General features: G+C 41.1%; 27 protein-coding genes. 11 read left to right on the top strand and 16 right to left on the bottom strand.

Going from position 1 to position 21,623, the window contains the following annotated elements; genetic code table 11:
* Positions 1-165 precede the first annotated feature (165 nt).
* On the top strand, positions 166-1,107 hold the full coding sequence (locus V7O61_RS01780) for a mechanosensitive ion channel family protein (RefSeq protein WP_288068424.1): 942 nt from the start codon (positions 166-168) through the stop codon (positions 1,105-1,107).
* 24 nt (positions 1,108-1,131) lie between these two features.
* On the opposite strand, the gene V7O61_RS01775 is transcribed toward V7O61_RS01780, so the two are convergent.
* Positions 1,132-1,587, bottom strand: a complete 456-nt coding sequence (locus tag V7O61_RS01775; RefSeq protein WP_407282944.1) for a DUF5788 family protein — start codon at positions 1,585-1,587, stop codon at positions 1,132-1,134.
* A 162-nt stretch (positions 1,588-1,749) separates the two neighbouring features.
* Here V7O61_RS01775 and V7O61_RS01770 point away from each other — a divergent pair, with 162 nt between their 5' ends.
* The 3 genes from V7O61_RS01770 to V7O61_RS01760 all read left to right on the top strand — a co-directional run bounded on the left by V7O61_RS01770 (position 1,750) and on the right by V7O61_RS01760 (position 3,764).
* Entirely contained in the window at positions 1,750-2,652 is a 903-nt protein-coding gene (locus V7O61_RS01770) for a PrsW family intramembrane metalloprotease (protein ID WP_288068419.1), read from the top strand.
* 41 nt (positions 2,653-2,693) lie between these two features.
* Positions 2,694-3,302 carry a hypothetical protein gene (locus V7O61_RS01765; protein ID WP_407282945.1) on the top strand — a complete coding sequence of 203 codons (609 nt, stop codon included), beginning with the start codon at positions 2,694-2,696 and terminating at the stop codon, positions 3,300-3,302.
* 75 nt (positions 3,303-3,377) lie between these two features.
* On the top strand, positions 3,378-3,764 hold the full coding sequence (locus V7O61_RS01760) for a hypothetical protein (RefSeq protein ID WP_023844779.1): 387 nt from the start codon (positions 3,378-3,380) through the stop codon (positions 3,762-3,764).
* 31 nt (positions 3,765-3,795) lie between these two features.
* On the opposite strand, the gene V7O61_RS01755 is transcribed toward V7O61_RS01760, so the two are convergent.
* Both V7O61_RS01755 and V7O61_RS01750 read right to left on the bottom strand, forming a co-directional pair.
* Positions 3,796-4,305, bottom strand: coding sequence for a gamma carbonic anhydrase family protein (locus V7O61_RS01755; protein WP_023844780.1), 510 nt, complete (start codon positions 4,303-4,305; stop codon positions 3,796-3,798).
* Positions 4,306-4,349: 44 nt separating this feature from the next.
* On the bottom strand, positions 4,350-4,481 hold the full coding sequence (locus V7O61_RS01750; protein WP_023844781.1) for a hypothetical protein: 132 nt from the start codon (positions 4,479-4,481) through the stop codon (positions 4,350-4,352).
* Positions 4,482-4,821: 340 nt separating this feature from the next.
* On the opposite strand from V7O61_RS01750, the gene V7O61_RS01745 reads away from it, so the two are divergent.
* From V7O61_RS01745 to V7O61_RS01730, 4 genes are all read left to right on the top strand, one after another.
* Positions 4,822-5,232, top strand: a complete 411-nt coding sequence (locus V7O61_RS01745; RefSeq protein WP_023844782.1) for a GNAT family N-acetyltransferase — start codon at positions 4,822-4,824, stop codon at positions 5,230-5,232.
* 170 nt (positions 5,233-5,402) lie between these two features.
* On the top strand, positions 5,403-5,870 hold the full coding sequence (locus V7O61_RS01740) for a RimK/LysX family protein (protein WP_023844783.1): 468 nt from the start codon (positions 5,403-5,405) through the stop codon (positions 5,868-5,870).
* Positions 5,871-5,879: 9 nt separating this feature from the next.
* Positions 5,880-6,785, top strand: coding sequence for a 30S ribosomal protein S6--L-glutamate ligase (gene rimK / locus V7O61_RS01735; protein WP_023844784.1), 906 nt, complete (start codon positions 5,880-5,882; stop codon positions 6,783-6,785).
* Positions 6,786-6,787: 2 nt separating this feature from the next.
* Positions 6,788-7,804, top strand: coding sequence for a succinylglutamate desuccinylase/aspartoacylase family protein (locus tag V7O61_RS01730; protein ID WP_023844785.1), 1,017 nt, complete (start codon positions 6,788-6,790; stop codon positions 7,802-7,804).
* A 44-nt stretch (positions 7,805-7,848) separates the two neighbouring features.
* Here V7O61_RS01730 and V7O61_RS01725 read toward each other — a convergent pair whose 3' ends face one another.
* A complete protein-coding gene (locus tag V7O61_RS01725; RefSeq protein ID WP_407283380.1) occupies positions 7,849-8,469 on the bottom strand; it encodes a flavodoxin family protein in 621 nt (206 codons plus the stop codon).
* On the opposite strand from V7O61_RS01725, the gene V7O61_RS01720 reads away from it, so the two are divergent.
* Both V7O61_RS01720 and V7O61_RS01715 read left to right on the top strand, forming a co-directional pair.
* Positions 8,414-8,542, top strand: coding sequence for a hypothetical protein (locus V7O61_RS01720; RefSeq protein WP_281170035.1), 129 nt, complete (start codon positions 8,414-8,416; stop codon positions 8,540-8,542). The genes V7O61_RS01725 and V7O61_RS01720 overlap by 56 nt on opposite strands.
* 244 nt (positions 8,543-8,786) lie before the next feature.
* Positions 8,787-9,497 carry a carboxylesterase gene (locus V7O61_RS01715; RefSeq protein ID WP_023844787.1) on the top strand — a complete coding sequence of 237 codons (711 nt, stop codon included), beginning with the start codon at positions 8,787-8,789 and terminating at the stop codon, positions 9,495-9,497.
* 54 nt (positions 9,498-9,551) lie between these two features.
* Here V7O61_RS01715 and V7O61_RS01710 read toward each other — a convergent pair whose 3' ends face one another.
* The 5 genes from V7O61_RS01710 to V7O61_RS01690 form a co-directional block, all read right to left on the bottom strand.
* A complete protein-coding gene (locus tag V7O61_RS01710; protein WP_407282946.1) occupies positions 9,552-10,760 on the bottom strand; it encodes an aspartate aminotransferase family protein in 1,209 nt (402 codons plus the stop codon).
* Between the two features lie 67 nt (positions 10,761-10,827).
* A complete protein-coding gene (locus tag V7O61_RS01705; protein ID WP_407282947.1) occupies positions 10,828-11,508 on the bottom strand; it encodes a TetR/AcrR family transcriptional regulator in 681 nt (226 codons plus the stop codon).
* Between the two features lie 46 nt (positions 11,509-11,554).
* Positions 11,555-12,316, bottom strand: coding sequence for a hypothetical protein (locus V7O61_RS01700; protein ID WP_407282948.1), 762 nt, complete (start codon positions 12,314-12,316; stop codon positions 11,555-11,557).
* A 2-nt stretch (positions 12,317-12,318) separates the two neighbouring features.
* Positions 12,319-13,044: an ABC transporter permease gene (locus tag V7O61_RS01695; protein WP_407282949.1), complete on the bottom strand. Its 726-nt coding sequence runs from the start codon at positions 13,042-13,044 to the stop codon at positions 12,319-12,321.
* Positions 13,041-13,925 (bottom strand): ATP-binding cassette domain-containing protein, encoded by an 885-nt coding sequence (locus V7O61_RS01690; protein ID WP_407282950.1) that lies wholly within the window; start codon positions 13,923-13,925, stop codon positions 13,041-13,043. Before V7O61_RS01690 ends, V7O61_RS01695 begins: the two co-directional genes overlap by 4 nt.
* Before the next feature lie 278 nt (positions 13,926-14,203).
* On the opposite strand from V7O61_RS01690, the gene V7O61_RS01685 reads away from it, so the two are divergent.
* Positions 14,204-15,097: a hypothetical protein gene (locus V7O61_RS01685; RefSeq protein WP_407282951.1), complete on the top strand. Its 894-nt coding sequence runs from the start codon at positions 14,204-14,206 to the stop codon at positions 15,095-15,097.
* A gap of 43 nt (positions 15,098-15,140) precedes the next feature.
* Here the strand turns inward: V7O61_RS01685 and pscS are convergent, their stop codons facing one another.
* The 7 genes from pscS to V7O61_RS01650 form a co-directional block, all read right to left on the bottom strand.
* Positions 15,141-16,304 carry an O-phospho-L-seryl-tRNA:Cys-tRNA synthase gene (gene pscS, locus V7O61_RS01680; RefSeq protein ID WP_407282952.1) on the bottom strand — a complete coding sequence of 388 codons (1,164 nt, stop codon included), beginning with the start codon at positions 16,302-16,304 and terminating at the stop codon, positions 15,141-15,143.
* 185 nt (positions 16,305-16,489) lie between these two features.
* Complete coding sequence (locus V7O61_RS01675; protein WP_023844795.1) at positions 16,490-16,768, bottom strand: DNA-directed RNA polymerase subunit L; 279 nt, start codon at positions 16,766-16,768, stop codon at positions 16,490-16,492.
* Between the two features lie 78 nt (positions 16,769-16,846).
* On the bottom strand, positions 16,847-17,530 hold the full coding sequence (locus V7O61_RS01670; RefSeq protein WP_407282953.1) for an exosome complex RNA-binding protein Csl4: 684 nt from the start codon (positions 17,528-17,530) through the stop codon (positions 16,847-16,849).
* A 208-nt stretch (positions 17,531-17,738) separates the two neighbouring features.
* Positions 17,739-18,326 (bottom strand): METTL5 family protein, encoded by a 588-nt coding sequence (locus V7O61_RS01665; protein WP_407282954.1) that lies wholly within the window; start codon positions 18,324-18,326, stop codon positions 17,739-17,741.
* A 2-nt stretch (positions 18,327-18,328) separates the two neighbouring features.
* Entirely contained in the window at positions 18,329-19,324 is a 996-nt protein-coding gene (dph2, locus tag V7O61_RS01660) for a diphthamide biosynthesis enzyme Dph2 (protein ID WP_407282955.1), read from the bottom strand.
* Positions 19,317-19,880, bottom strand: coding sequence for a hypoxanthine/guanine phosphoribosyltransferase (hpt, locus tag V7O61_RS01655; RefSeq protein WP_407282956.1), 564 nt, complete (start codon positions 19,878-19,880; stop codon positions 19,317-19,319). The genes dph2 and hpt overlap by 8 nt, the downstream gene beginning before the upstream one ends.
* Before the next feature lie 60 nt (positions 19,881-19,940).
* Positions 19,941-21,620 (bottom strand): VWA domain-containing protein, encoded by a 1,680-nt coding sequence (locus V7O61_RS01650; RefSeq protein WP_407282957.1) that lies wholly within the window; start codon positions 21,618-21,620, stop codon positions 19,941-19,943.
* Positions 21,621-21,623: the final 3 nt, after the last annotated feature.

The following is a 21,623-nucleotide window of genomic DNA, read 5'->3' as shown; positions in this document are numbered from 1 at the left end:
TGGCTGTGACTGCATTACCTACAATCACAATATACTATTTAAATATATCTACACAATTATATCTAATCATAATCATCATTATGAGGTAGTTTTGTTTCTGCATAAGACAAGTGATAACAAAAACTACAGATTAAACTCATATAAGATTGAAATCAAGAATAGTATGTGAGTGGGAGAAACTACATCGGAATTATCGTATTTGCTTTTATCATCCTGGCACTTTCGTACATAAATTACTTCACAGCTATCGCATCTAATTATGGGGACACACTACTGAAACTCATACAGGCATCAGTCATAATAATGCTTGCATACCTGGTGAATTCCCTTATTGAAAATATCATAGGAAAACAGGTTCACGACACTAAGAACAGGTACACACTCCGTAAGGTCGTATCTGTCATAATCACTCTGCTGGCTGCCGGAGCCATAATGATAGTTTTCCTGAAAGAGACTACCACATTAATCGTAGCCTACGGAATATTAAGCGCGGGTGTTGTCATTACATTACAGGATGTTTTCCGCAGTTTTGCCGGAGGTATTGTCATCCTTTTTTCCAGGACATTTCAGGCAGGAGACCGGATACAGGTGGGCGATTGTTATGGAGATGTCCTGGATATAAATTATTTCCATACAACCCTTATGGAAATCAGAGAATGGGTTGATGGGGATCAATATACAGGCAGGATCCTCACAATGCCTAACAGTTTTGTTCTTGACAGCACTGTGAAGAACTACACACGTGATTTTTCCTTTATATGGGACGAGGTCACAATAATATTGAGTCCCGAAAGCGACTGGAAAAAATCAAGAGACATTGCACTGCAAACCACAAACTCACTAATCGAGGATTATGTCGAACACTCTAAGAAAGAACTTGCAAGCATGGAACGAAAATACATGTTTACATCATATGATGTTGATACAAAGATATTCCTGTTCATCGAGAGTGACAGGATAGAGATGCATCTGAGATATGTCGTGGATACAAAGCAGAGACGATATGTAAATGACCTGCTTACACAGGGTCTGCTTGATGCTTTTGCCACTGAACCGGACATTATTATAGGTAGTATATCCAGCATTGAGATTACTAAAATGCCATAATATAAAAAAATTAGAAATGAAAATTCATTCCAGGCTACCAGAATCATGCAGGAACCGCAGCCATCTGCGTGCTTCAGCTACTCTTTCTCTGGAAAAGAGATCATGGAACTCTTTCTCTTTTTCCCTGACCGTTCCATCCTCTATTTCCCTGAGATCCATAATAGCTCTTAAAATGCCGCTGGTCTCATTAAAAAGGGCTTTTGCTTCTTTTTTTGTTAGTTTCTCGGTTTTGAGCTTTGTTTCATCTTCCTGTTCTTTTTCCCTGAGATAGCTAATGTATTTATCAATATGATTCCTATCTTCATCAGTGAGATTTTCCTTGTTTATCAGTTGCCACACAAGTTCATGCAACTTGCATTTATTGCCTTTAATTTCTACGGAATATGGAATCTCTTCACCTACCCAGAAAAGCCTGGCATGTAAGGCTGCAAGAAGCTGTTTCCGTTCCCATTCTGATAATGTATCATCCTTTACTGACATATTGATATCTCCATAGATCCATACAGATTAACGCTGCCGGCTTAGAGTTAGCCGTTAACCTGCAACCCCCTTGCAGATATACACCAAAGTACCTTTAAATAAAAATAAGCTTTGATATACTATACAATATGCTATTGCGGAGAACTAAGGTATCGGGATAAAATGGAAAGTACAAACCCTGAAAAACTACCGGATGACACAGTTGCTGAACAGCAATCGTCTTATGAGAATATTGAAAACAAAAGAAAACTTTCATGGCTTAAAGTTTTCACCGGTGGACTGGTTCTTTATGTGTTCGGTGTTGTTGCACTTGCTGCAACCCGTAATACTAACATATTTCCTACTGTTGTAATGCTTGGGAATTTCCTTGTGCCTATTACCTATGTTGCTTTCTTCTACCAGAGAAGACATCTGAGCAAACTGGACATGCCAACAACTGCATGGGCATTTTTTTACGGAGGACTGTTGGGAGTACTGGCAGCAGCAACCCTAGAACCAATATTCCTGTCACAAAAATCTTTATTTTACTCTTTTGAAGTGGGACTTATCGAGGAGTTTGCCAAAATAATCGGAGTAATAATAATTGCCAGACGCTGTTTCCATGATTCTGAAATGGACGGACTTATACTTGGAGCTGCTTCAGGAATGGGGTTTGCGGCTCTGGAAAGTACAGGATATGCATTTACTGCATTTCTCAACAGCGGTGGAAGCCTCTCACAAACAGTGCTTATAACACTGATAAGAGGAGTAATCGCACCAATCGGGCATGGAACATGGACAGCAATACTTGTAAGCACAATGTTCAGGGAAAGCGGACCCCGAAGATTCCACATTAATCTCAAAGTCATCGGAGCATACATTACAGTGGCTGCCCTCCACGGATTATGGAACGGACTACCTGATGTCCTGTCACTGTTCCCTGTTACAGTATTTAATGTGTTTACCGGCCAGGTTTCTGTGGCAATATTTGGATTTTACCTTTTGTGGAGAAGGTATGAAGAAGCTAAAAGGTTGCAACTCCAACGGCTCTGGCAGGGAATCAAGCAGCCGGTGTGCTGGAAATAAACCTTATCTTTTTGAAACAAGAATCAAAGGCTGGATGAAAAATGAGTTCCGAGAAAAATATTGAATGGGACATTGATGTTTCAATATTGACTAATAAGTTCATACTCAACGAATTGTTGAAAGTACTTGGAATTACCACGCTGATAACAGCGACTATTGTAGCACTGATTATGCTTCCATCGTTTCTGAGCGGAAGCATGTATTCCACAAGCAGCAATGCCAGGGATGCGAAATATGCACTGATCTTAATTGGGATATTGTTCCTTTTTACAGCACTATTTATTATTGCATATTACGGTAACAAATACATGCTTACCTATAACCTTGACAGCAAAGGCATAAGCACCATCACCAGAGAAAACCAGAAAGCTAAGAACAGTAAGATTAACTTCCTGTTAATATTTGCCGGACTGCTTACAGGAAACCCAGGTGCTGCCGGTACCGGACTGCTGGCAGCTTCACATCAGAACCAGGATATTAAATGGAAAAAGGTAAAAAAAGCTACATTTTACCCTAAATCTAAAACAATTGCCCTTAAAGCAGGATTTGCAGAAAAGAGTATTGTGTTCTGCACTCCGCAAAATTACGATTCAGTGGAGCAGTATATCAGAAATATGTGCAGTGAAGATTGTAAAATAAAGGTAAAATGAAATTAATATTTCCTGAAATTTCATTTTTACAGCTCCATCCGTTAACTATTAAGTAAAAGGAAACAAAGCAGAGTTATGAATTATTCAATTCTTTTGATCATAATCCTTGTAATACTCCTTGCAGGACTTGTAATGTCGTATTTTGCTTTCAAGCTCAAGAAGGAAGAATACAAGCGTACAGGGAAATACCCCAAAGGCCACTATATGGGACAGTGGCTTGCTATTGGTATTGCAATAGGTATTCCTGTAGCGTTAATTCTGAACAATATATTCCTGGGATATATGATAGGTCTTGTAATTGGAACAATTATGGGAACCCGAAATGAGAAGAAACATGAAGATGAGTTAAGACCCCTTACTCCAAAGGAAAGAGAACTCAGAAAAAAAATGGTCCTTTTATTCGGAGCCCTTTTCATATTCGGAATACTTATGTTTGTAGCAATGGTGCGCTTTGGCCTCTAAAGTGCCATTTGCACATCATTTACGGTTATATTCAATCCATTCCCTTGTATTCTCGCAGCAGTTTGACATAAACGGCTGCATTCTCTTTTATTCCCAGAATCTCATCTTCTGAAAGCTGCCTGACAACTTTTGCAGGAACTCCCATAACCATACTTCCGGCAGGAATCTTCTTTCCCGGTGGCACAAGTGCGTTTGCTCCTATGATGCAGTTCCCTCCAATCTCCGCACCGTCCAACACTGTTGAGTTCATTCCTATGAGTACGTTATTGCCAATTTTACATCCGTGAACCACAGCACAATGACCAATTGTCACATCATCTGCAATCTCAACACCATACTTTTCTGATGTGTGAATGACAACATTGTCCTGAACATTGGATCTTTTTCCAACGCGAATAGAGCTGATATCTCCACGAATTACCGCACTGAACCATACACTGGATTCTTCTTCCAGAACAACATCCCCAATTACAGTTGCATTTTCAGCCACAAAAGCAGAATCGGAAATATCAGGACTTAAAGATTTGAATTTAAGGATCATTTGAATCACGTTTTACAAAAGAGCTTCAAAAAATGGTTTTGCAATCATTTTTGCGTATCGGAGTTTTGAGAATCATCCTCTTTCTTACTCTTTTCCTCTTCCCTTTCTCCAAAATCAATTACCAGATGATTACATCTGCCACTTTTTGCTCCACATATCTTACAATATCTTGGCATGGAATTCTCCTCCTATGGTAATTAGGTTATATAACTAAAATAAACCTGTGGGTGTATTTCAAAACCAACTCAGTAAATATCAGTTCTTAAATCCTGCAAGATTGAACCCTTTTGTTTGATCTCTTTTGTTTTATCGAGATCAATTCTCCCGACAAAAATACTCTCCTCTTTTCCGGATTCCTCAAGAATCCGACCCCAGCCACCTGTAATTAAAGAACCACCCGGATAAACTGTACGCTTTCCTTTTCCAACTTAAAAAGCTCACTCATATTCAGGACATAAACCTTCTATACTCATCGAAAAATATTTTAATTTTAAGGAATATCAAAGTGTTACAAAAATGATCATAAGAAAAGCAAGTTTATCAGATGAAAGTCAAATTACAAATCTTATAAAGGGAATTCCTGGAGTCTGGCAAGAGCTATGGAGAGATAATGTAGTTGAGATAGTTTTGTGTAGCAATGAAGGTAATGTGCTGGTTGCAGAAGAAAACGACACAATTATAGGATTTGCTTCTTTTCATGACTGCGGTTTCAGAGCATATTTAAGTGAACTGGTTGTTGCAGAGTCTGAACAAAATAAAGGAATTGGCAGGGAGTTATTAAAGGAGGGAGAAAGACTTCTCTCTTCACAAGGTTGTCATCTGGTTATTGGAGATATTTTCCCACCTGCAATCGGGTTTTATGAAAAGAATGGATGGAAATGTCCTTTATCCGCACTTCGATCTAAGTTATTAAATAACATAGACTAAAAAAGTTACACATTGAAAAATATAACAATTAACATTGAATTTGCATCTATCTACTAGTTGTTTTGACATCCCCAAACAGTACGAACGGGATTTCTCTATAAATACATTCAAAACCTATAAGGCTAACAAAAATAGATTTTCAAATAATTAAAGTCTGTGGGAATATCTTTATGGATGAAAATGAACAGCTTATCACGCTTGGATGGAGGGAATGGGTTAGTTTACCAGAGCTTGGGATTCCTGCCATAAAAGCTAAAGTTGACACAGGTGCAAGAACATCGGCATTACATGCTTTTGAAATTGAGCAATACACAGAGAATGGTATTGGCATGGTCCGTTTTCTGGTACATCCGGTACAGAAAAATCAGGATTTTATTATTGAATGTACTGCTCCTCTAAAAGATAAGCGTCAGGTGACCGATTCAGGGGGGCATAAAGAGATGCGTTTTGTCATCGAAACACTTATTGAAATTGACACATATTCCTACACCATTGAACTAACACTTACTGACCGTGATACCATGCGTTTTAAAATGCTACTGGGGAGAACCGCACTGGAAAACCGGGCAGTTGTGAATGCCGCTGCATCTTATAAATGTGGAAAAAAAGATGCAAAGCTTGTTTACGGACTAAAATAGAGGCTAATGATGAAAATTGCTTTACTTTCAAGAAACAGTAAACTTTACTCAACAAGAAGATTAATTGAAGCAGCCGAAGAGAGAGGACATGAAGTTCATGTAATAGATGTACTAAGAGCTTACATGAACGTCACCTCACACAATCCTTCCATTCATTACAAAGGAGAAGAACTCAAAGACTTCGATGCTGTAATTCCCCGTATAGGAGCATCAGTTACATCCTATGGTGCAGCTGTGCTGCGACAATTTGAAATGATGGGTGTTTTCCCCCTAAATGAATCGGTAGCAATTACGCGTTCAAGAGATAAACTACGCTCTTTGCAATTGTTGTCCAGAAAAGGCATAGGCTTGCCGATAACCGTATACGCAAGCAAACCAGGTGATGTGAAAGACATGATTAACATGGTCGGTGGAGCTCCACTGGTAATCAAACTCCTTGAAGGTACACAGGGCATAGGAGTAGTACTTGCAGAAAGCCAGAAAGCTGCTGAGAGTATCATTGAAGGTTTCATGGGAGTTAAAGCGAATATCCTGGTGCAGGAATATATAAAAGAATCAAATGGAGCAGATATTCGCTGTTTTGTAATTGGTGGAAAAGTTGTGGCTTCCATGAAAAGACAGGGACCGGAAGGTGAATTCAGGTCAAATATGCACAGGGGGGGAACTGCAACAACTATCAGAATTACACCGGAGGAACGTTCAACAGCAGTGAGGGCTGCAAAAATAATGGGACTTAATGTTGCCGGTGTTGACCTTTTGCGTTCAAACCACGGACCGGTGGTAATGGAGGTTAATTCCAGCCCAGGCCTGGAAGGTATCGAAAACACTACAGGAAAAGATATTGCATCCATGATTATCGAATACATCGAGAAAAACAGTAAATTTGGTAAAACCGCAACCAAAGGCCAGGGTTGATAATGCAGCCACCCATCACCATAGCAGGCACGACAATACAACCGGGAACAAGGAAGTCCATAGAATTACCTATTCCCAGTTTTTATACTCACACAGCTTCCTCCATGCCTGTTCACGTCATACACGGACGTAATCCCGGACCATGCCTGCTGGTCTGCGCTGCAATACATGGTGATGAGATTAACGGTGTGGAAATAATTCGCCGTTTATTGAAACATAAAACAATCAACAACATCAAAGGCACTCTTATTGCCATTCCGGTTGTAAATATTTTTGGTTTTGTGTCCCAGTCCCGCTATTTGCCTGACAGAAGAGACCTGAACAGATCATTTCCCGGATCAAAAAAAGGTTCAATGGCAGCCCGCCTTGCAAATATCCTGATTGAGGAAATTGTGGATAAATGCAGCCACGTAATAGACCTGCACACCGGAGCAACAGGTAAAGACAACCTGCCTCAGATACGTGCATTCCTTGAAGAAGATGAAGAAATCGAAAAGTTAGCCCGTGCATTTGGAGTACCGGTTATTATCCACACAGACCTTCGTGACGGTTCGTTACGTGAAGCTGCAAAGAAAAGAAACATACCTGTTTTACTATACGAAGCAGGAGAAGCTCTCCGTTTTGATGAAGTCGCCATCAGGGCAGGTGTAAGGGGTGTACTCGGAGTGATGTCATGCCTGGAAATGAGGAAGCAAAAGACCAGGAAGAAAAATTACAATGCTGTGATATCAAGGGAAACGAGCTGGATACGTGCACATGACAGTGGAATTTTTCGTTCGATTGTTCCCCTTGGAGCTTCAGTTGAGAAAGGAGATCTTCTGGGCTATATAAATGACCCTCTCGGTGAAATCGAAACAAAAGTTACAAGCTCGGTTTTTGGAATAGTAATTGGAAAAACAAATATGCCACTCGTCCATGAAGGAGACGCTACGTTCCACATAGCCAGATACCAGGAAGCGGAAGAAATCTCAGGCTACATTGAAACATACAATGAAGAACTGGGTTCTTTAAATGGGTGAGCATTCACATATTTGTTTTATTTTTACATAAAGGCACTTTCATATTACTTTGAACTGAGGCAAGAGGCAATTTTCTTACCTAACTCCTTTGCACCATCCATAGGAGCTTGCTGGTCCTCAAAACTATTGATACCAACAGAATCCACAGTTGCATCGGGCCCGTAGATCATCTTGATACCGCTGAGTTCACAATCATCGCCATAGCCACAACTGACACATGGGACATTACCCAGTATCTTAACATCACCTACAACTTCCATGCCTTCTTCCTGCATGTAAGCTGCAACAGAACCCACGGCAGTTTCTGCAACCGGTGGAGCCTCGGGAATACATGGAATAGCTGAAGTAATGATAATACCGCCGGGTTTCCCTCTCATGTAGCCGTTCTTGTGACGCAGGCAATAAAGACGCTCAAGCATTGATTTGGTATTTGAATCTATTGAAGAGTAAGGAGTATAACCCGCAACAATGAGGGCATCAGCATTTTTAATCTTCTCTGCAATCTCGTTTCCATCATCACCTATGACACATACATTGTTATCAACACATTTCAGACATGCCAGACATGGTTTGATCGTATGATTACTAAGCTTAATAAATTCGGTTTCCATGCCAGTTGCTTCCAGAGCAGCTTTAAGCGTCCTGTCCGTATTGCTGTCAGGGATCGGTGACCCGGATATTCCTATTACCTTCGTTATGACACTTCCTTTTTCCGTCTTCTTCCGGAAAGACGGTTGATTATCTGAAATAAAGTTGGAATTAAGAAGAGATATACCTAATCGGCACTGCGCTGTACAAGTATGTGGGTTGGTATAGTAGAATAACCATCTGAAAAATAAACATCAGTAATGGAGATTTGTGAACATATAATTTCAAACAGATAGCTAAATTTGCTCATATTTTTACCGAATCAATGAGTTTCATAAGTCTTATAAAAATATTAAGTAGTATTGCAAACTTTACTAACCGATGGAAGAAGAGCATGAAAAAACACGAAGTACTCATCGATAACATCCCGGCTGTCCTGTGGGGAGAGAACAACAGAAAACTGTTTGTGGCTGTTCATGGAAACATGTCCCATAAAAACGATATTCCCATTTCCATTCTTGCTGAAGAGACAGTTCCTTTAGGTTATCAGGTACTTAGCTTTGACCTGCCACAGCACGGGGACCGAATAAATGAGACGGCACCTTGCAAAGTTCAGAACTGTATCAGCGACCTTTGTAAGATAATAGAATATGCACAAACAAAAGCCAATGATATCAGCTTATTTGCCTGTAGCATGGGAGCATATTTCAGCCTGCTTGCTTTTAAAGAACTTCCCTTACAGCAATGTTTGTTCCTTTCTCCTGTTGTCAACATGGAACGTATCATTGACAACATGATGAAATGGCTCAACATAAGCGAAGAACAATTGAAGAAGGAACGGGAAATTGACACGCCAATAGGACAAACATTGTACTGGGATTACTATTGCTATGTTAAAGAAAATCCAATTGTTCGATGGGATAATCCCACTGCAATCCTTTATGGAGAAGAGGATAACATTTGCGAATATGATATTGTGAATTCCTTTTCAAGGAAATTCAATTGTCACCTGGAAGTAATGAAAAACGGCGAACATTACTTTCATACACCAGACCAGCTCAGCTATTACAGAAAATGGTTAGCAGATCATCTTTGCAAATTGTGAAAAATCATCTGCAATCCAGAAGTAAAAAATAAAAAATGAATGAAGAACATAAACTCAAATGCCACTCTTCACAACACTTGCAATTGCATCTTCCATTATCTGCAAGCCTTCCTCAAGTTCATTCTCAGTTATATTCAAAGCCGGGAATATCCTTATGCCAATTCCCTGAGTCTGGGTTACGAGCAAACCTTTTGCCTGGCATTCATCCTTAATTTTTGAGCAGATGTCCTGATCCTTGAAATCGATCATAATTAGAAGACCTTTTCCCCTTAGACCGACAACAGCATCACTATATTCATTCTGCCATTGTTTCATGCGATTTAAGGCCAGTTGACCCATTTTTATCACATTTTCAGAGATATTATTGTCCAGAAGATACTTAATCACTGCATAGGAAACAGCACAGCCAAGGGGATTGCCACAGTAAGTGCCACCATGGTCGCCAATCTCTATTTTTTCTGCCACTTTTTCCGACATAGCAAAAGCACCGAAGGGGAAACCGCCAGCAATTCCTTTGGCCATGGTCAGGAAATCGACTTCCACACCACATTCACCTGTAACAAAAGCAGGACCTGTCCTGAAAAAACCGGTCTGAATCTCATCCACAATGAGCAGACTGCCATTATTCTTACACAGATTACTAACCTCTTTCAGGTAATCCTGTGAAGGTATGCGGATTCCACCCTCTCCCTGTACGGGTTCCAGTATTACTGCTGCAACACTCTTATCAAGAGCATCTTTCATTGCTTCCAGATCATTGTATGGAACAAAACGATAATTGGGCATCAAAGGATTATACCTGTCCCTGCTTTTGGCCTGACCTGTGGCTGAAGCCGTACTGATTGTACGCCCGTGAAAACTCTGGAAAGTTGAAATTATTTCAGGCCTGCCTGTCACCTTCCGGGCAAGTTTTATGGCAGCATCGTTTGTCTCAGCCCCGCTGTTTGTAAAGAAAATCCTGCTCAGATTTGATGGAAGAATCTCCTGCATCAGGGAGAGCAGGCGTGCACGTGACGGTGAATATGTAAGTCCTGAATTGGGATTCTGGATTATTTTCTTCCCCTGCTCGATCAAGGCATCAGTGATTACCGGATTGGCATGTCCGATACATGTCACACCCCAACCGGCTGTGAAGTCAAGGTATCTTCTTCCTTCTTCGTCCCATACATAAACTCCCTCTCCTTTTTCAATGGAGATTTGCTGTTTCACGAAGAATGGTGCAAAATACTTGTCTTCTGTTTCAATTGTGTCCTTGCTAGACATTGTTCATCACTTTCTGCCTGTTCATGTAATTAATCTGTTAATTTCAAACATTATGATTATCGGTTTTTCACTGAGAAGTATGGATTTGACTTCCAAGCTGTTTCCTGATACCTTCCACGTAAGCCAGGATCGGAGCCTTTATGCAAATCTCATTGTTCTTTAATCCCAGCGTATCGTTGAAAAGCTTTTCACTGAAATCCAGGAGTTCTCCGTATTCCCGTGGAATTGCATTGTCTTCTGAAAAAATAGCTTCTCGGGACCTGTCAAGAACTCTCATCAACTCTCTTGTCCAAAGTCCTGCCAGAATATTCGGATATTGAACATCGAAAATTCCTTCCTTATTTCCTCTCTGTATCAACTGCGCATAGAGTTCGGTTGTGACTTTTTCAAAGTCATCTGCTATCTTTTTGATAATGATATGGTTGCCACTGAATGAATAAATGCGACTCAGTTTCGGCCAGTCTTTGACCTGATTAAGCTTATACCGGGTAATTTTAATCAGGACTTCGTTTATTGAATCTATGACCGGAGAATCACTTTCAAGTACCTCATCGTAGTAAAGCAGGAATTGGTGCATGTAATTCCGGGTAATTGCTTCAATGACTTCTTCCTTTGATTTGAAGTGATGATAAAAGCCACCTTTGGAACTGCCTGCCTTCTGGATTATATCCGCAACTGTGGTTTTATCGTATCCCTTTTCGGAAAATAGTTCATGAGCCGAGTTGATGATCCTGTCTTTCAATTCCATATTCTTTCCTTTACAAGCGATGAAGAGATAATAGAGAGATATTAATCTAGCGATAGGCCGTCTTATTGAACCGCTTTATCAACACTATGACCAGAACAAGCTGCAGAATGATGCCTATTATCAATACTACCCACCACAGACTTTCACCTGCATACGCCATCCAGTAAGCTTTGCTGATCCAGTAAGGAGGAAACAGACCCATAAGCCAGCCCCATGGCTCGGGTAAGAACCAGCCCAGCAGAATAGACCACCCGGCTATTCCACCAACTTTCGATAAAGCAAAACCTTCAACCTTGTTCCCGGCAAATGTTGCGAAGAACAGTGCCACAATTGATGCCGTCAGCGAGGCTCCGGCTATGAGCAAAAGCATTTGCCACAACGGCAAAAGGGCAAGGTCAATGAACAGGACCATTCCTGCAATAACAAAAAAACCCAGAAAAAAAGGCACAGCTACGCGGTAAACCAGATAATACTTCAGGGGAACAGGTGTGACAAGCATGGCTTTGATGGTATTCCCATCCTTCTCATCAAGCAGGACGAAGCCAAAGACTGCACCTACAAGCAATGCCCCATCAAAGAGTGCAAAAAAGGCTACAAGCATTGGATACAGTTCAGCAAGACTTGTTGCAATGCCTTCCATCGGGAGCAGACCTGTCTCTGCCAGATACACATTCAGCCACGGAAGTCCATAATGTAGCACGGCTGCAATAATTGCGGCAAAAAGAAACATGAATATCAGAAAGCTGTCCCTTCGAATGAGTTTTACATCATTGCTTCCGAGATTGTACAGCAGTTTTGTGATCTGCATGTTCAGTTCACCTTCATGATGATGTGTGTATTGAAAGCACGGTATGCCCAGACCGAAAAGAGACCGATCTGTATGGCCGTGTAAACAACCGCATAACCCCATTCCCATGTCATGAGTGGAATGTATGCACCCTGCATCAGCATCGCCGGTGCGCTTGTAGGTATTATGAGAAACACAGGATGAACTATCCATCCAAGGAAATACAGAAACGGGAGTTGAAGTAATACTGCGATCATTGACATGGGTATGAGAAAATCAGTAATCCTGTCAAAACGAACTATCAAAATGATACCGATGAGTGTATAGATCACTCCGATTGCGACAATGCCCAGCAACAGGAGTGGGATGTTCGGGAAAGTGACTTTGTCCGAAAAACTCATGATTAACATTGCACCACCGATCATCACGAATGATTCCAGCGTTGCCAGCGCGGTGAGACTTATCACCTTGGAAAGGAGATATTCGAATATTCTCAGTGGTGAAACGATCACTGCATTGAGGGTGCCTTCGTCTTTTTCAAAGATAATCATGCCTGCAACGTAAAGCAACGTGGAACCACCTGCAACCATGAGCATCAAAGCCGGCACGACAGAATATAACTGGCTCGGACCTGCCACGCTGGATACTGCTACTGCAACGACTATTCCTGCGATTATTCCAATAGTGTAAAGGTTGTTGCGTAGCTGTACGGTCACATCGGTCCTCATTGTGGAAACCAGACGACTCATGTATGGAGTGCCTCCCCGGTAACCTGAATAAAGATATTCTCCAAAGTGGTTTCCTGCGTGTGAATAGTTTCAATGTGTTTACCTGATTTTAACAGATTGATGAATTCATCGTCTTCCCCGATACCATCAAGTGGGAATTCCTTACACTGGACATTCTCCGTCTCAATGTTCACCTCGGGCTGTTCTCCAAGATATTCCACACGAACGTTGCGTTTTCCGTACTGTTTTTTGAGAGCTGAAGGTGAGTCGATAATACCGATGTTACCTGATGTGATGAAGGCAACCCTGTCGCATAATTCATCCGCCACCATCATGTTATGGGTGGTTACAAAAACTGTTGTACCCTGGCTGCGTAGTTCCAGCACCAGATCTTTGATCTTACGGGAACTAACCGGATCAAGACCGCTTGTCGGTTCATCCAGAAAGAGTATTTTCGGTCTGTGAATAAGACTCCGTGCAACATTCAGACGGACTTTCATACCTTTACTGAATTCAGAGACTTTTTTATTAGCATCGTCCTTCAACCCTACCCATTCCAGAACTTCCATAGGTTCTGATGTTTCTCCCTCATAAAGCGAGCGGAAATAGTTCAGATTTTCCAGTGCTGTGAGTTTTAGGTAATGGTTCGGCAGTTCGAATGAGACACCTACATGCTCGTAATAGTCCTGTCCCCATTCGCTGACCTCACGTCCCATTACCTCAATGCTACCTCCGTATTCTTTGAGAAGTCCGATTATCAGGTTCTGCGTGGTGGATTTCCCCGCACCCGACGGTCCCAGGAAACCAAATATCTCACCTTTATCTATTTCAAAATTCAGACCGTGCAGTGTTTCATTCTCTGCACCGGGGTATGTATAGTTAAGATTTTTGACGGTAATCATCTGGATTGGCTCCTGTTTTATTAGTTTAATGGAAATTTACAGACCGACGGTCGGTTTGTATATTGTAATTGGTAGTCTATTGTATTTAGACTTTTGTGAGAATCGGCCTATAAAACGGATAAATTCAAAAGATATGTAATCAGAAATGAGAAATACTACTTTACAGAAATAATTAAAATATAGCATAATTTATTTACAGTACTAAAGTATTATCTGATTTATCAAGCGAGGGGATCAATATAGACACAGATAAAGGTATCATAGTTCTGATAATAATTTTGCTGTCGGTTATTTCTGCCAGTGCATTTTTACATTCCAGAACACTCGAAAATCACGAAAATACCACATATAATACAAGTGATGGAAATACCAGCAAAGAACAGAACCCAAGTAATGTATCATACGAACAGGGAAATATCACCCATCAAACAAGTGCTGTAAACACCAAAATAGAACAAAGCACAGGAATTGTTTCTAAGGTTGACGTTGATGCAGTTTCCACTAAACTACCTGAAGACCTGGATTACAATGAAACTGTCATAATAGACACGGAAAAATTGAATAAGTCCGCAAAAGAAGGCAATATTAACCTGACATTGATGAACAAAAATATTGACATCATCATTCAGAGCTCGGGAGAGCGAAAGAACGGGATCGGGTACAAAGGTTTCTCACAAGGAAATCCTGATTATAGTGTAGATATTACCATCAGAGAAAAGGAAGTATACGCATCCATAACAACCTATGATACGGGATACAATATAATGCCAACAGATGTCATGGTCAATGGAGAAATCGTTCATACCATTGTTGCCGTTGATATTATGGATACCAGATTAATAGAGGATAAATATCCTGTTGATCCCCTCACATTTGAGATTAATAATGAGGACACTACAGAACATGAATTTTCGATTGAAGTGTACAACCCATACGGTGATCTCATATTCAATGAAAGTTATTCACTCAATCCTGGAGAGAATATCCAGTCACCTGAAATAAGTGAGGAACTTGGCTTGCATCACTATGTCTACACACTTGATAATAAAGATACATTCACACTGGATGTAAGCGTGGAACGTTCAGCTGGACTATCTTCTTCTCAAAAAGCTTCATTTATCTTTATAGATGACCCGGAGCATCAAATGGCAATTAGTATAGAACAAGCATAAAAAGAGAGAACAACTAAATAAATGAATAATACCTGAAGGCGATTCACTCTGCCTTCTGGTACGTATCAATAATTTCCTGGAAAGAATCAGCAATATAAGAAAGATTCTCCCTGCCAACCTGGAAAGTACTGAGTTTGAAGTACTTGGTAAGTCCGGACTTAATTCCATGGATATTTCTTTTTTTGAGTTCTTTGTACAGGAAATACCTGCCTTTCTTTGCAGTCTGTGATATTTCATAGAACACAGGAGCCTCAAAGAACATAAGGTCATGGTTGTGTGGTTTATCACCCATCTGTATGATACCCATATCTTCAAGTTTGGCTGAGAACCAGCGTGCATCTGCAACCTCATTATCCCAGTTCTGCGTCCTGCGCACAACCTCAGGGAAAGATGCTATCATTGTCATCACGGTTGCACCTCTTGCAGTACATCCGAGAAGTTCTAATTCTTTTACTTTATGAGTTGGAGATTTTCTGAAAACTATGTCTGCATAGTCTTCCTTTACACCAAGAACACCGATAGGACCGGATGAAGCCATGGACTTGTGACCGCTTCCAACAACGAAATCAACGCCCATCTTCTTAGCGTGAATAGGCATCCTGCCTACAGAATAAGCTCCGTTGAGCATAAGAGGTACATCATAGCTGTGGCAGATATCGGAAATTCTCTTTACGTCTGCAAGGTTACCGTAACTGCCATCCGGATATGTGACCTGAGCCAGTGCAGGAGCTTTTCCGGTCTCACTGATGACTTCTTCAATGGCTGTGGCATAAGCTTCAACATCAGTTTTGTATTCGGGACTGCCACTGTGAGGAACAGTCTTTACATTAAGCCTTGCACGTTGAGCCGCAACGAATGATGAATAGTGAGCAAGCTCGTCAAGCACTACATAGTCACCTTCCTGACCCATGGAATGCATGACTGCAAATTTAGATTCTCTTGCACCATGGGTTATTCTTACAGCATCAGTATCCAGAAATGCAGGCAAAGCATTGTGAATTAGCTCCTCTATTGGAGGCTTTTTGATAAGATCAAGAACACCACCACAGAAATCACAGACTGAGTATCCGTCTCCCCATTCAAGCAACGCCTTGCGGGCATCTTCAGTAAGTTTACCGCCTGTCTGAAGCGGATCAATATTTATCGCATCTTTCGGACCACGTGCGATAAATCCGAATTTGTTAAGAATAGAGTCATCAAGTTCCATAATATTACCCTGTTAATCTGTGAATTATAATGTAGTGAACTTTCCAATACTAGTTAAAAATGTTCGTTGCAAAATAATTTAGACCATCCTACTCAGGAAAACAGAAAGTTCCAGATCATAAAAAAATAATTTTAAATCTGGGATTAAAGAAAAGAAAAGTGCACAGAAGTGCAACTTAAAATTAATTAAATATCAATAGCAGTTTTGAAAACATCAAGGAACTCGTCACACTGGGTAACCATAACATTAGCAGCATCCTTGACAACTTCAATCGGATCTGCACCATCTGTCTTTACAAAAAGTATAGGATCACTAATTGAAACGTGTTTCATATCGTATGTTGCTATCTGAACTCTCTTGTCATCGAGCAGAGCGGACTTGAGCATATTGAGAAGAGTGTGGTTTTCCCCAATAATCTCAAGATGCATTTCGTCTTCTGTTTTGTCAATGATCTTCAATTCCATCTTTATCTCACCATAAGTAATGTGTAATTATTATGTAATTTAAACTATGATTATAAATTATAATCAATCGATAATCGGTTAGACTATTCCGGTACCGTAGTCTGCAGAGAGCTTTCTTGTCTCTGTGCGACCACATTCAGGACATTTCAGTTTCTTGTTGTCCTTTACCATCGGGCTGTGACACCTTGAGCAGTATGCTTTCATGACACCAAGGGATTTATCATCGGTGCTCAGACGCATGTTCTGGGTGTTAATGACCTTTGCTTTGACAACATCAGAAAGTGAAAACTCGTATCCAAGATTCTTTACATAGGAATCCTTCACGTTGGACACATGAATTGCTGCAGCACCATTTGTCTGGAACTCGCGCTCTCCTTTTCCTTTGATTGCACCGATCTCAACAAGAGCTACTGAATCACGCATATTGACAACACTTCCAATAATAATGTCGCCTTCTTTGATCTCAGGAGGAATGCTTGTCTGAGGTACTACAGAGATTGTTCTTGATTTCCTGTCAACATTTACATATCCGGTGTTAAGTGAGTGAATATCTGCAACGTTGACATAAGTTCCTGAACCTGCTTTGAACTCTTCAGTAGTTCCCACAAAGTCACCAGGCATTACAAATACAGATTCTTCTGTACTAAGTTCCTCTTCATCATCCATATCATCATCTTCTGTTGAGCCTTCATCGGGCTTATCATCTTTCTTTCCTGACCTTCTATTACGGCCCTGTCCTTTCTTTTCAACAGCTTCTTCCACAGCTTCTGCTGCTTCCTTGACTACTTCTGAGGAAAGAACCTCTTCTTCACTTACCTGCTGGTCTTCAGAATCAGATGATTTGATCTTCCTGCGTGAAGTCTTACGTCTATTTCTTATCCTAATTAGAATCCCTTCTTATAATCTGAAATTATATAAAAATGCACAAATCCATGAATTCCTTCAAGTAAGAACCGCATTTCTTAAAATATTATCGCACTATCCGATAAATCTCTACCTTTACCATTTCTACTTCTTTTTTATGGAATTTAAATGTTCGTTTCATTGGAAATGCTGTTGAGTACCAGTCTGTAATTCTGGCATCACCTATGAACTTACTTATAAACTCATGGCTCCCGCAATTATGAATAGAATATATCACATCACTGGTTTTCAACGCACTTAAAAGAAACGGTCGGTCATTACCTTTGGCCTGAGCACCGAACGGCGGGTTCATGACAACAGTATCAGCATGCCCGTCCACCTCAAAAATATCGGCATGGACAAACTCAACATCAACGCCAAGTTTCTCAGCATTTCTCCGGGCAAGTTCCAGAGCCTTGTTATCAACATCAAAACCAACAACCTTCTCTGCACCAAGAAGCTTTGCACCAATTGCAAGCATACCTGTCCCGCATCCTAGGTCAAAAACTGTTCCTTCAAGATCACCCTGCATATATGCAAAATGAAGAATTTCAGCCGCAAGTAATGCAGGAGTAGCATATTGTTCCAGGTTCACATTTGGAGAATCAAAACCCTCTACCTGCTCCAGCAACATCTCAAGCTTACGCTGCTTCAATCTTATTCACCTGTTATTTCATCAAAGTAAAGGTCTTCCCATTCCCTTTCGCCAAGCACTATCTCAAACTCCAGCGGAGTCAGCATCGGAGCATGGAACCTTCCAACCTCATCAATAGCAAGACGAGGGCATGCAGTGTTGACGAATGCATCAACCTTGAACTGTAATAATTGATCCGGAGTTACAAGGTCCATTGTAAAAATATGTGCATCTTTGCCATGCTCTTTTGCCATCTGTTTAAGCTCCTTAGCAAGTTCCATGCGTTCCTGTCCGGGTTTCGATGAAACAATGATTCCAAAAATCTCTGCATCAAGGGATTTTGCAATCACAGCACTTCTCTGTCTCAGAACCTTTGAGTAATCTGCTTCCCTTAGTTCATTGACAAATGGATCAGCGATAAGTACACGCTTCTTCATGGCAAGTGAAACACCAAGAGGATGGAATTGTCCGCTTCCAATGAACAGATACTCATCACAATCTGCGTTGCGTGCAGAAGAGAAATTACATCCAAGAACCTGACCGGGATATGCAATCTTGCTGTCACCGAAACAAATTACACATTCTTTTCCATGTTTTTCCAGAATCTTCACAGCATCACCCAGCTTATGAACATGCTGCACCGTTGTGATAAGACCAATACGTTTTCCTTCCAGTCTGGAAGCTGCCAGTCCAACAACATCCTTTACATCAACAGCCGATCTGGTTTCTATGAAATATACTTTCTGTGAAAGTTTGTTATCGTCAAGATGAGCATGCCCGAAGTGGAAGAGAATATCAACATCATTAATCAGAGCAACGTCAAGGTCACAGGCTCCAAAACACGGATTGCCAGAAATAAAAACACTAACCTCTGTCTCATCCTCAATACGTGAAGCTATTCCCGGCGAACGTCTCTTAAAACCTTCCGGAAACTGCAATCCCACTACTTTTGCACCTGTATCATTAATTACAGAAATTATGTACTCAAGCTGAAAATCAAAAGCTTCGCCGTCACTCATGTATATCCTCGATGGAAACACCTTTCTCAGTCACATCAATGCGAACAAGAGTCTTCACATCAATGCCCATTTCCTTTAGTCTTGAAACACCGTCACCACGTTCAATGACTACAATGGCATCTGTCACGGTGGCACCAACTCCTTCAAGAGCACTCATGAGTGCTACAAGAGTACCTCCGGTGCTGATGACATCATCCACAATAAGAACCCTGTCACCTTCGAAGATATCATTAATGTAGAGTTCACCCTTGGAGTAACCGGTTTCCTGTGACAGTTTTATTTCACCTTCAAGACCATACTGCCTTTTCCTTATGATACAGAAAGGAACTCCGGTCTTCATTGAAATTGCAGTTGCAAGAGGAATTCCCATGGCCTCTATTGCAATAATCTTGTTAAAATCCCTGTCAACCATTCCCAGAATATGTTCGGTGACCTCTTCCAGAAGTTCCGGCTCAAGCCTTGGAACTCCGTCTGATATTGGGTGAATAAAATAGTGATATTTGCCCCTGTGAACGATTGGCGCATTCAGCAGGGATTCACGTAGTATCTTTAGCATAGTTATCGCCTTACTACCTGCCAGTATATAAAAGGAGACCGTTGAAGTAAACCTTCACGGTCATTGAGCAGCGAAAGCCGTTACCTGATCCCTCTCCTGCGTAATAGCAGAATAAAGAGCCTCCTTACTCAGTGACATCGGATGATAGTAACTTCCATTACTTTTCATTGCAACCTCCTTTGCAAGCATTGAACCGGTTGCACTGATATCAACTACAAGAATATTGACTCGGTGGTCAGCTATCTGCTTGCAGACCTGCCTGATCTCCCTCCTGATATTCCCACCAAGATGAAGCGGAGAATTAGCAGTGCCATCTGTTACAAGTATCATAATAGGAACGGCAGACGGTTCTTTCTTTACTTCCCTGATAAGAGTGTCAAGCCCCCTTAGCATTCCGGAAGCCATTGGAGTTGTCCCTCCGAACGGAACCTTCTCAAGATACCTTTTTGCAGCTTCCACAGACGATGTGAACGGCAGTACCAGTTCACCGGAACGACCACTGTATGTCACAAGTGAAACCCTGTCCCTGCGCTGGTAAGCATCTTTCAGCAAAGCGAGAACAACACTGGTGGTGATTTGAACTTTGTCGCTCTCATCCATAGAACCGGATGTGTCAAAAACAATGTTAATCAGACTTGAAATACGTCTTCTTCGTACTTTCTCCCTGATGTCACCTTTTTTAATCTCAATCTTGCCATCCTTGGCATGATGAGCTGCCGCCCTTACGGTTGGAGCAATGGCAATGTCAGTAATTTTCTCTCCGGGCATCCTGTACCTTACATACCTTCCACGCTTGCTCTTGGTGAGAACCTCTGCACGTCTACCGGATTTCAGCCTGCCTGCTGCAAGTCTCTTCTTCTGGGAATTGCGGGCAAAGTCATTGAGAATCTTACCAACTGTCTTGTCCTCTTTAAGATCATCAAACAATTTGCTGGATTCGGATTTTGTGACTCTTGACTCGTCTCCTAACTCTTCTTCAAGTTCATCATAACTGAGAATAGGAACGTATTCTTTAGGAGTGAGTTCTACGCATACTTCAGGTTCATAAACACATATTTCTTCGGATTCGTTTTGATCTACTTCAAAGACAATTTCATCAGGAAGAGAAAACGGAGCTTCAAAAGATAGTTCCTCAACAGGGTAATCTTCTTCTGGGACTTCCTTAGATTCCAGAGAGTCCTGAACTTCCGGATTATCATTTGCTTCCAGATTTTTCTGCTCATCCGGCACTTTATTTATAGAAACTTCCTCACCTTCAACAGGTTTCAGAATATCGGCAAATACAGACCTTTCCGGGTCAATTTCCTGAGAAGTGGAATTTTCAGTAGCAACGAAGGTATCTTTGGGAATGATATCCTCTACTAGAGAACTGTCAGGTTCTGACGTATCAGGTGGTAAAATTATAGCATCATCGATAGCTATATTCTTTTGAGCATACCTGAATACATCTGCGATAGCTGAATCTGATGTCCCGATAAGAGGCTTGAAAAATGTTTCAGGTTCAATTGAAATATGATCGGAATCCGCAACTATGCAGACATCCTCAATTTCACCCGGCCTTATCTGCTCCATATTTGCATACAGGTTTTCGTACAGAATATCCGTATCCTGCTTGGAAAAATGTGAAACTGAAGCTCTGGGGATACGTAGCCCAAGCACAGGATATCCTAAGTGTAACACTTTAATGCCATAATTGCGAGGAAGATTCCTGCGCAGGCGCTGAACAAGTTCATCGTCCATACC

It is taken from the genome of Methanolobus sp. WCC1, from assembly GCF_045690315.1.
GTDB classification, from domain to species: Archaea; Halobacteriota; Methanosarcinia; order Methanosarcinales; family Methanosarcinaceae; genus Methanolobus; species Methanolobus tindarius.
The sequence above is the reverse complement of the archived record's forward strand: the minus strand, read 5'-3'. Positions and strand labels throughout refer to the sequence as shown.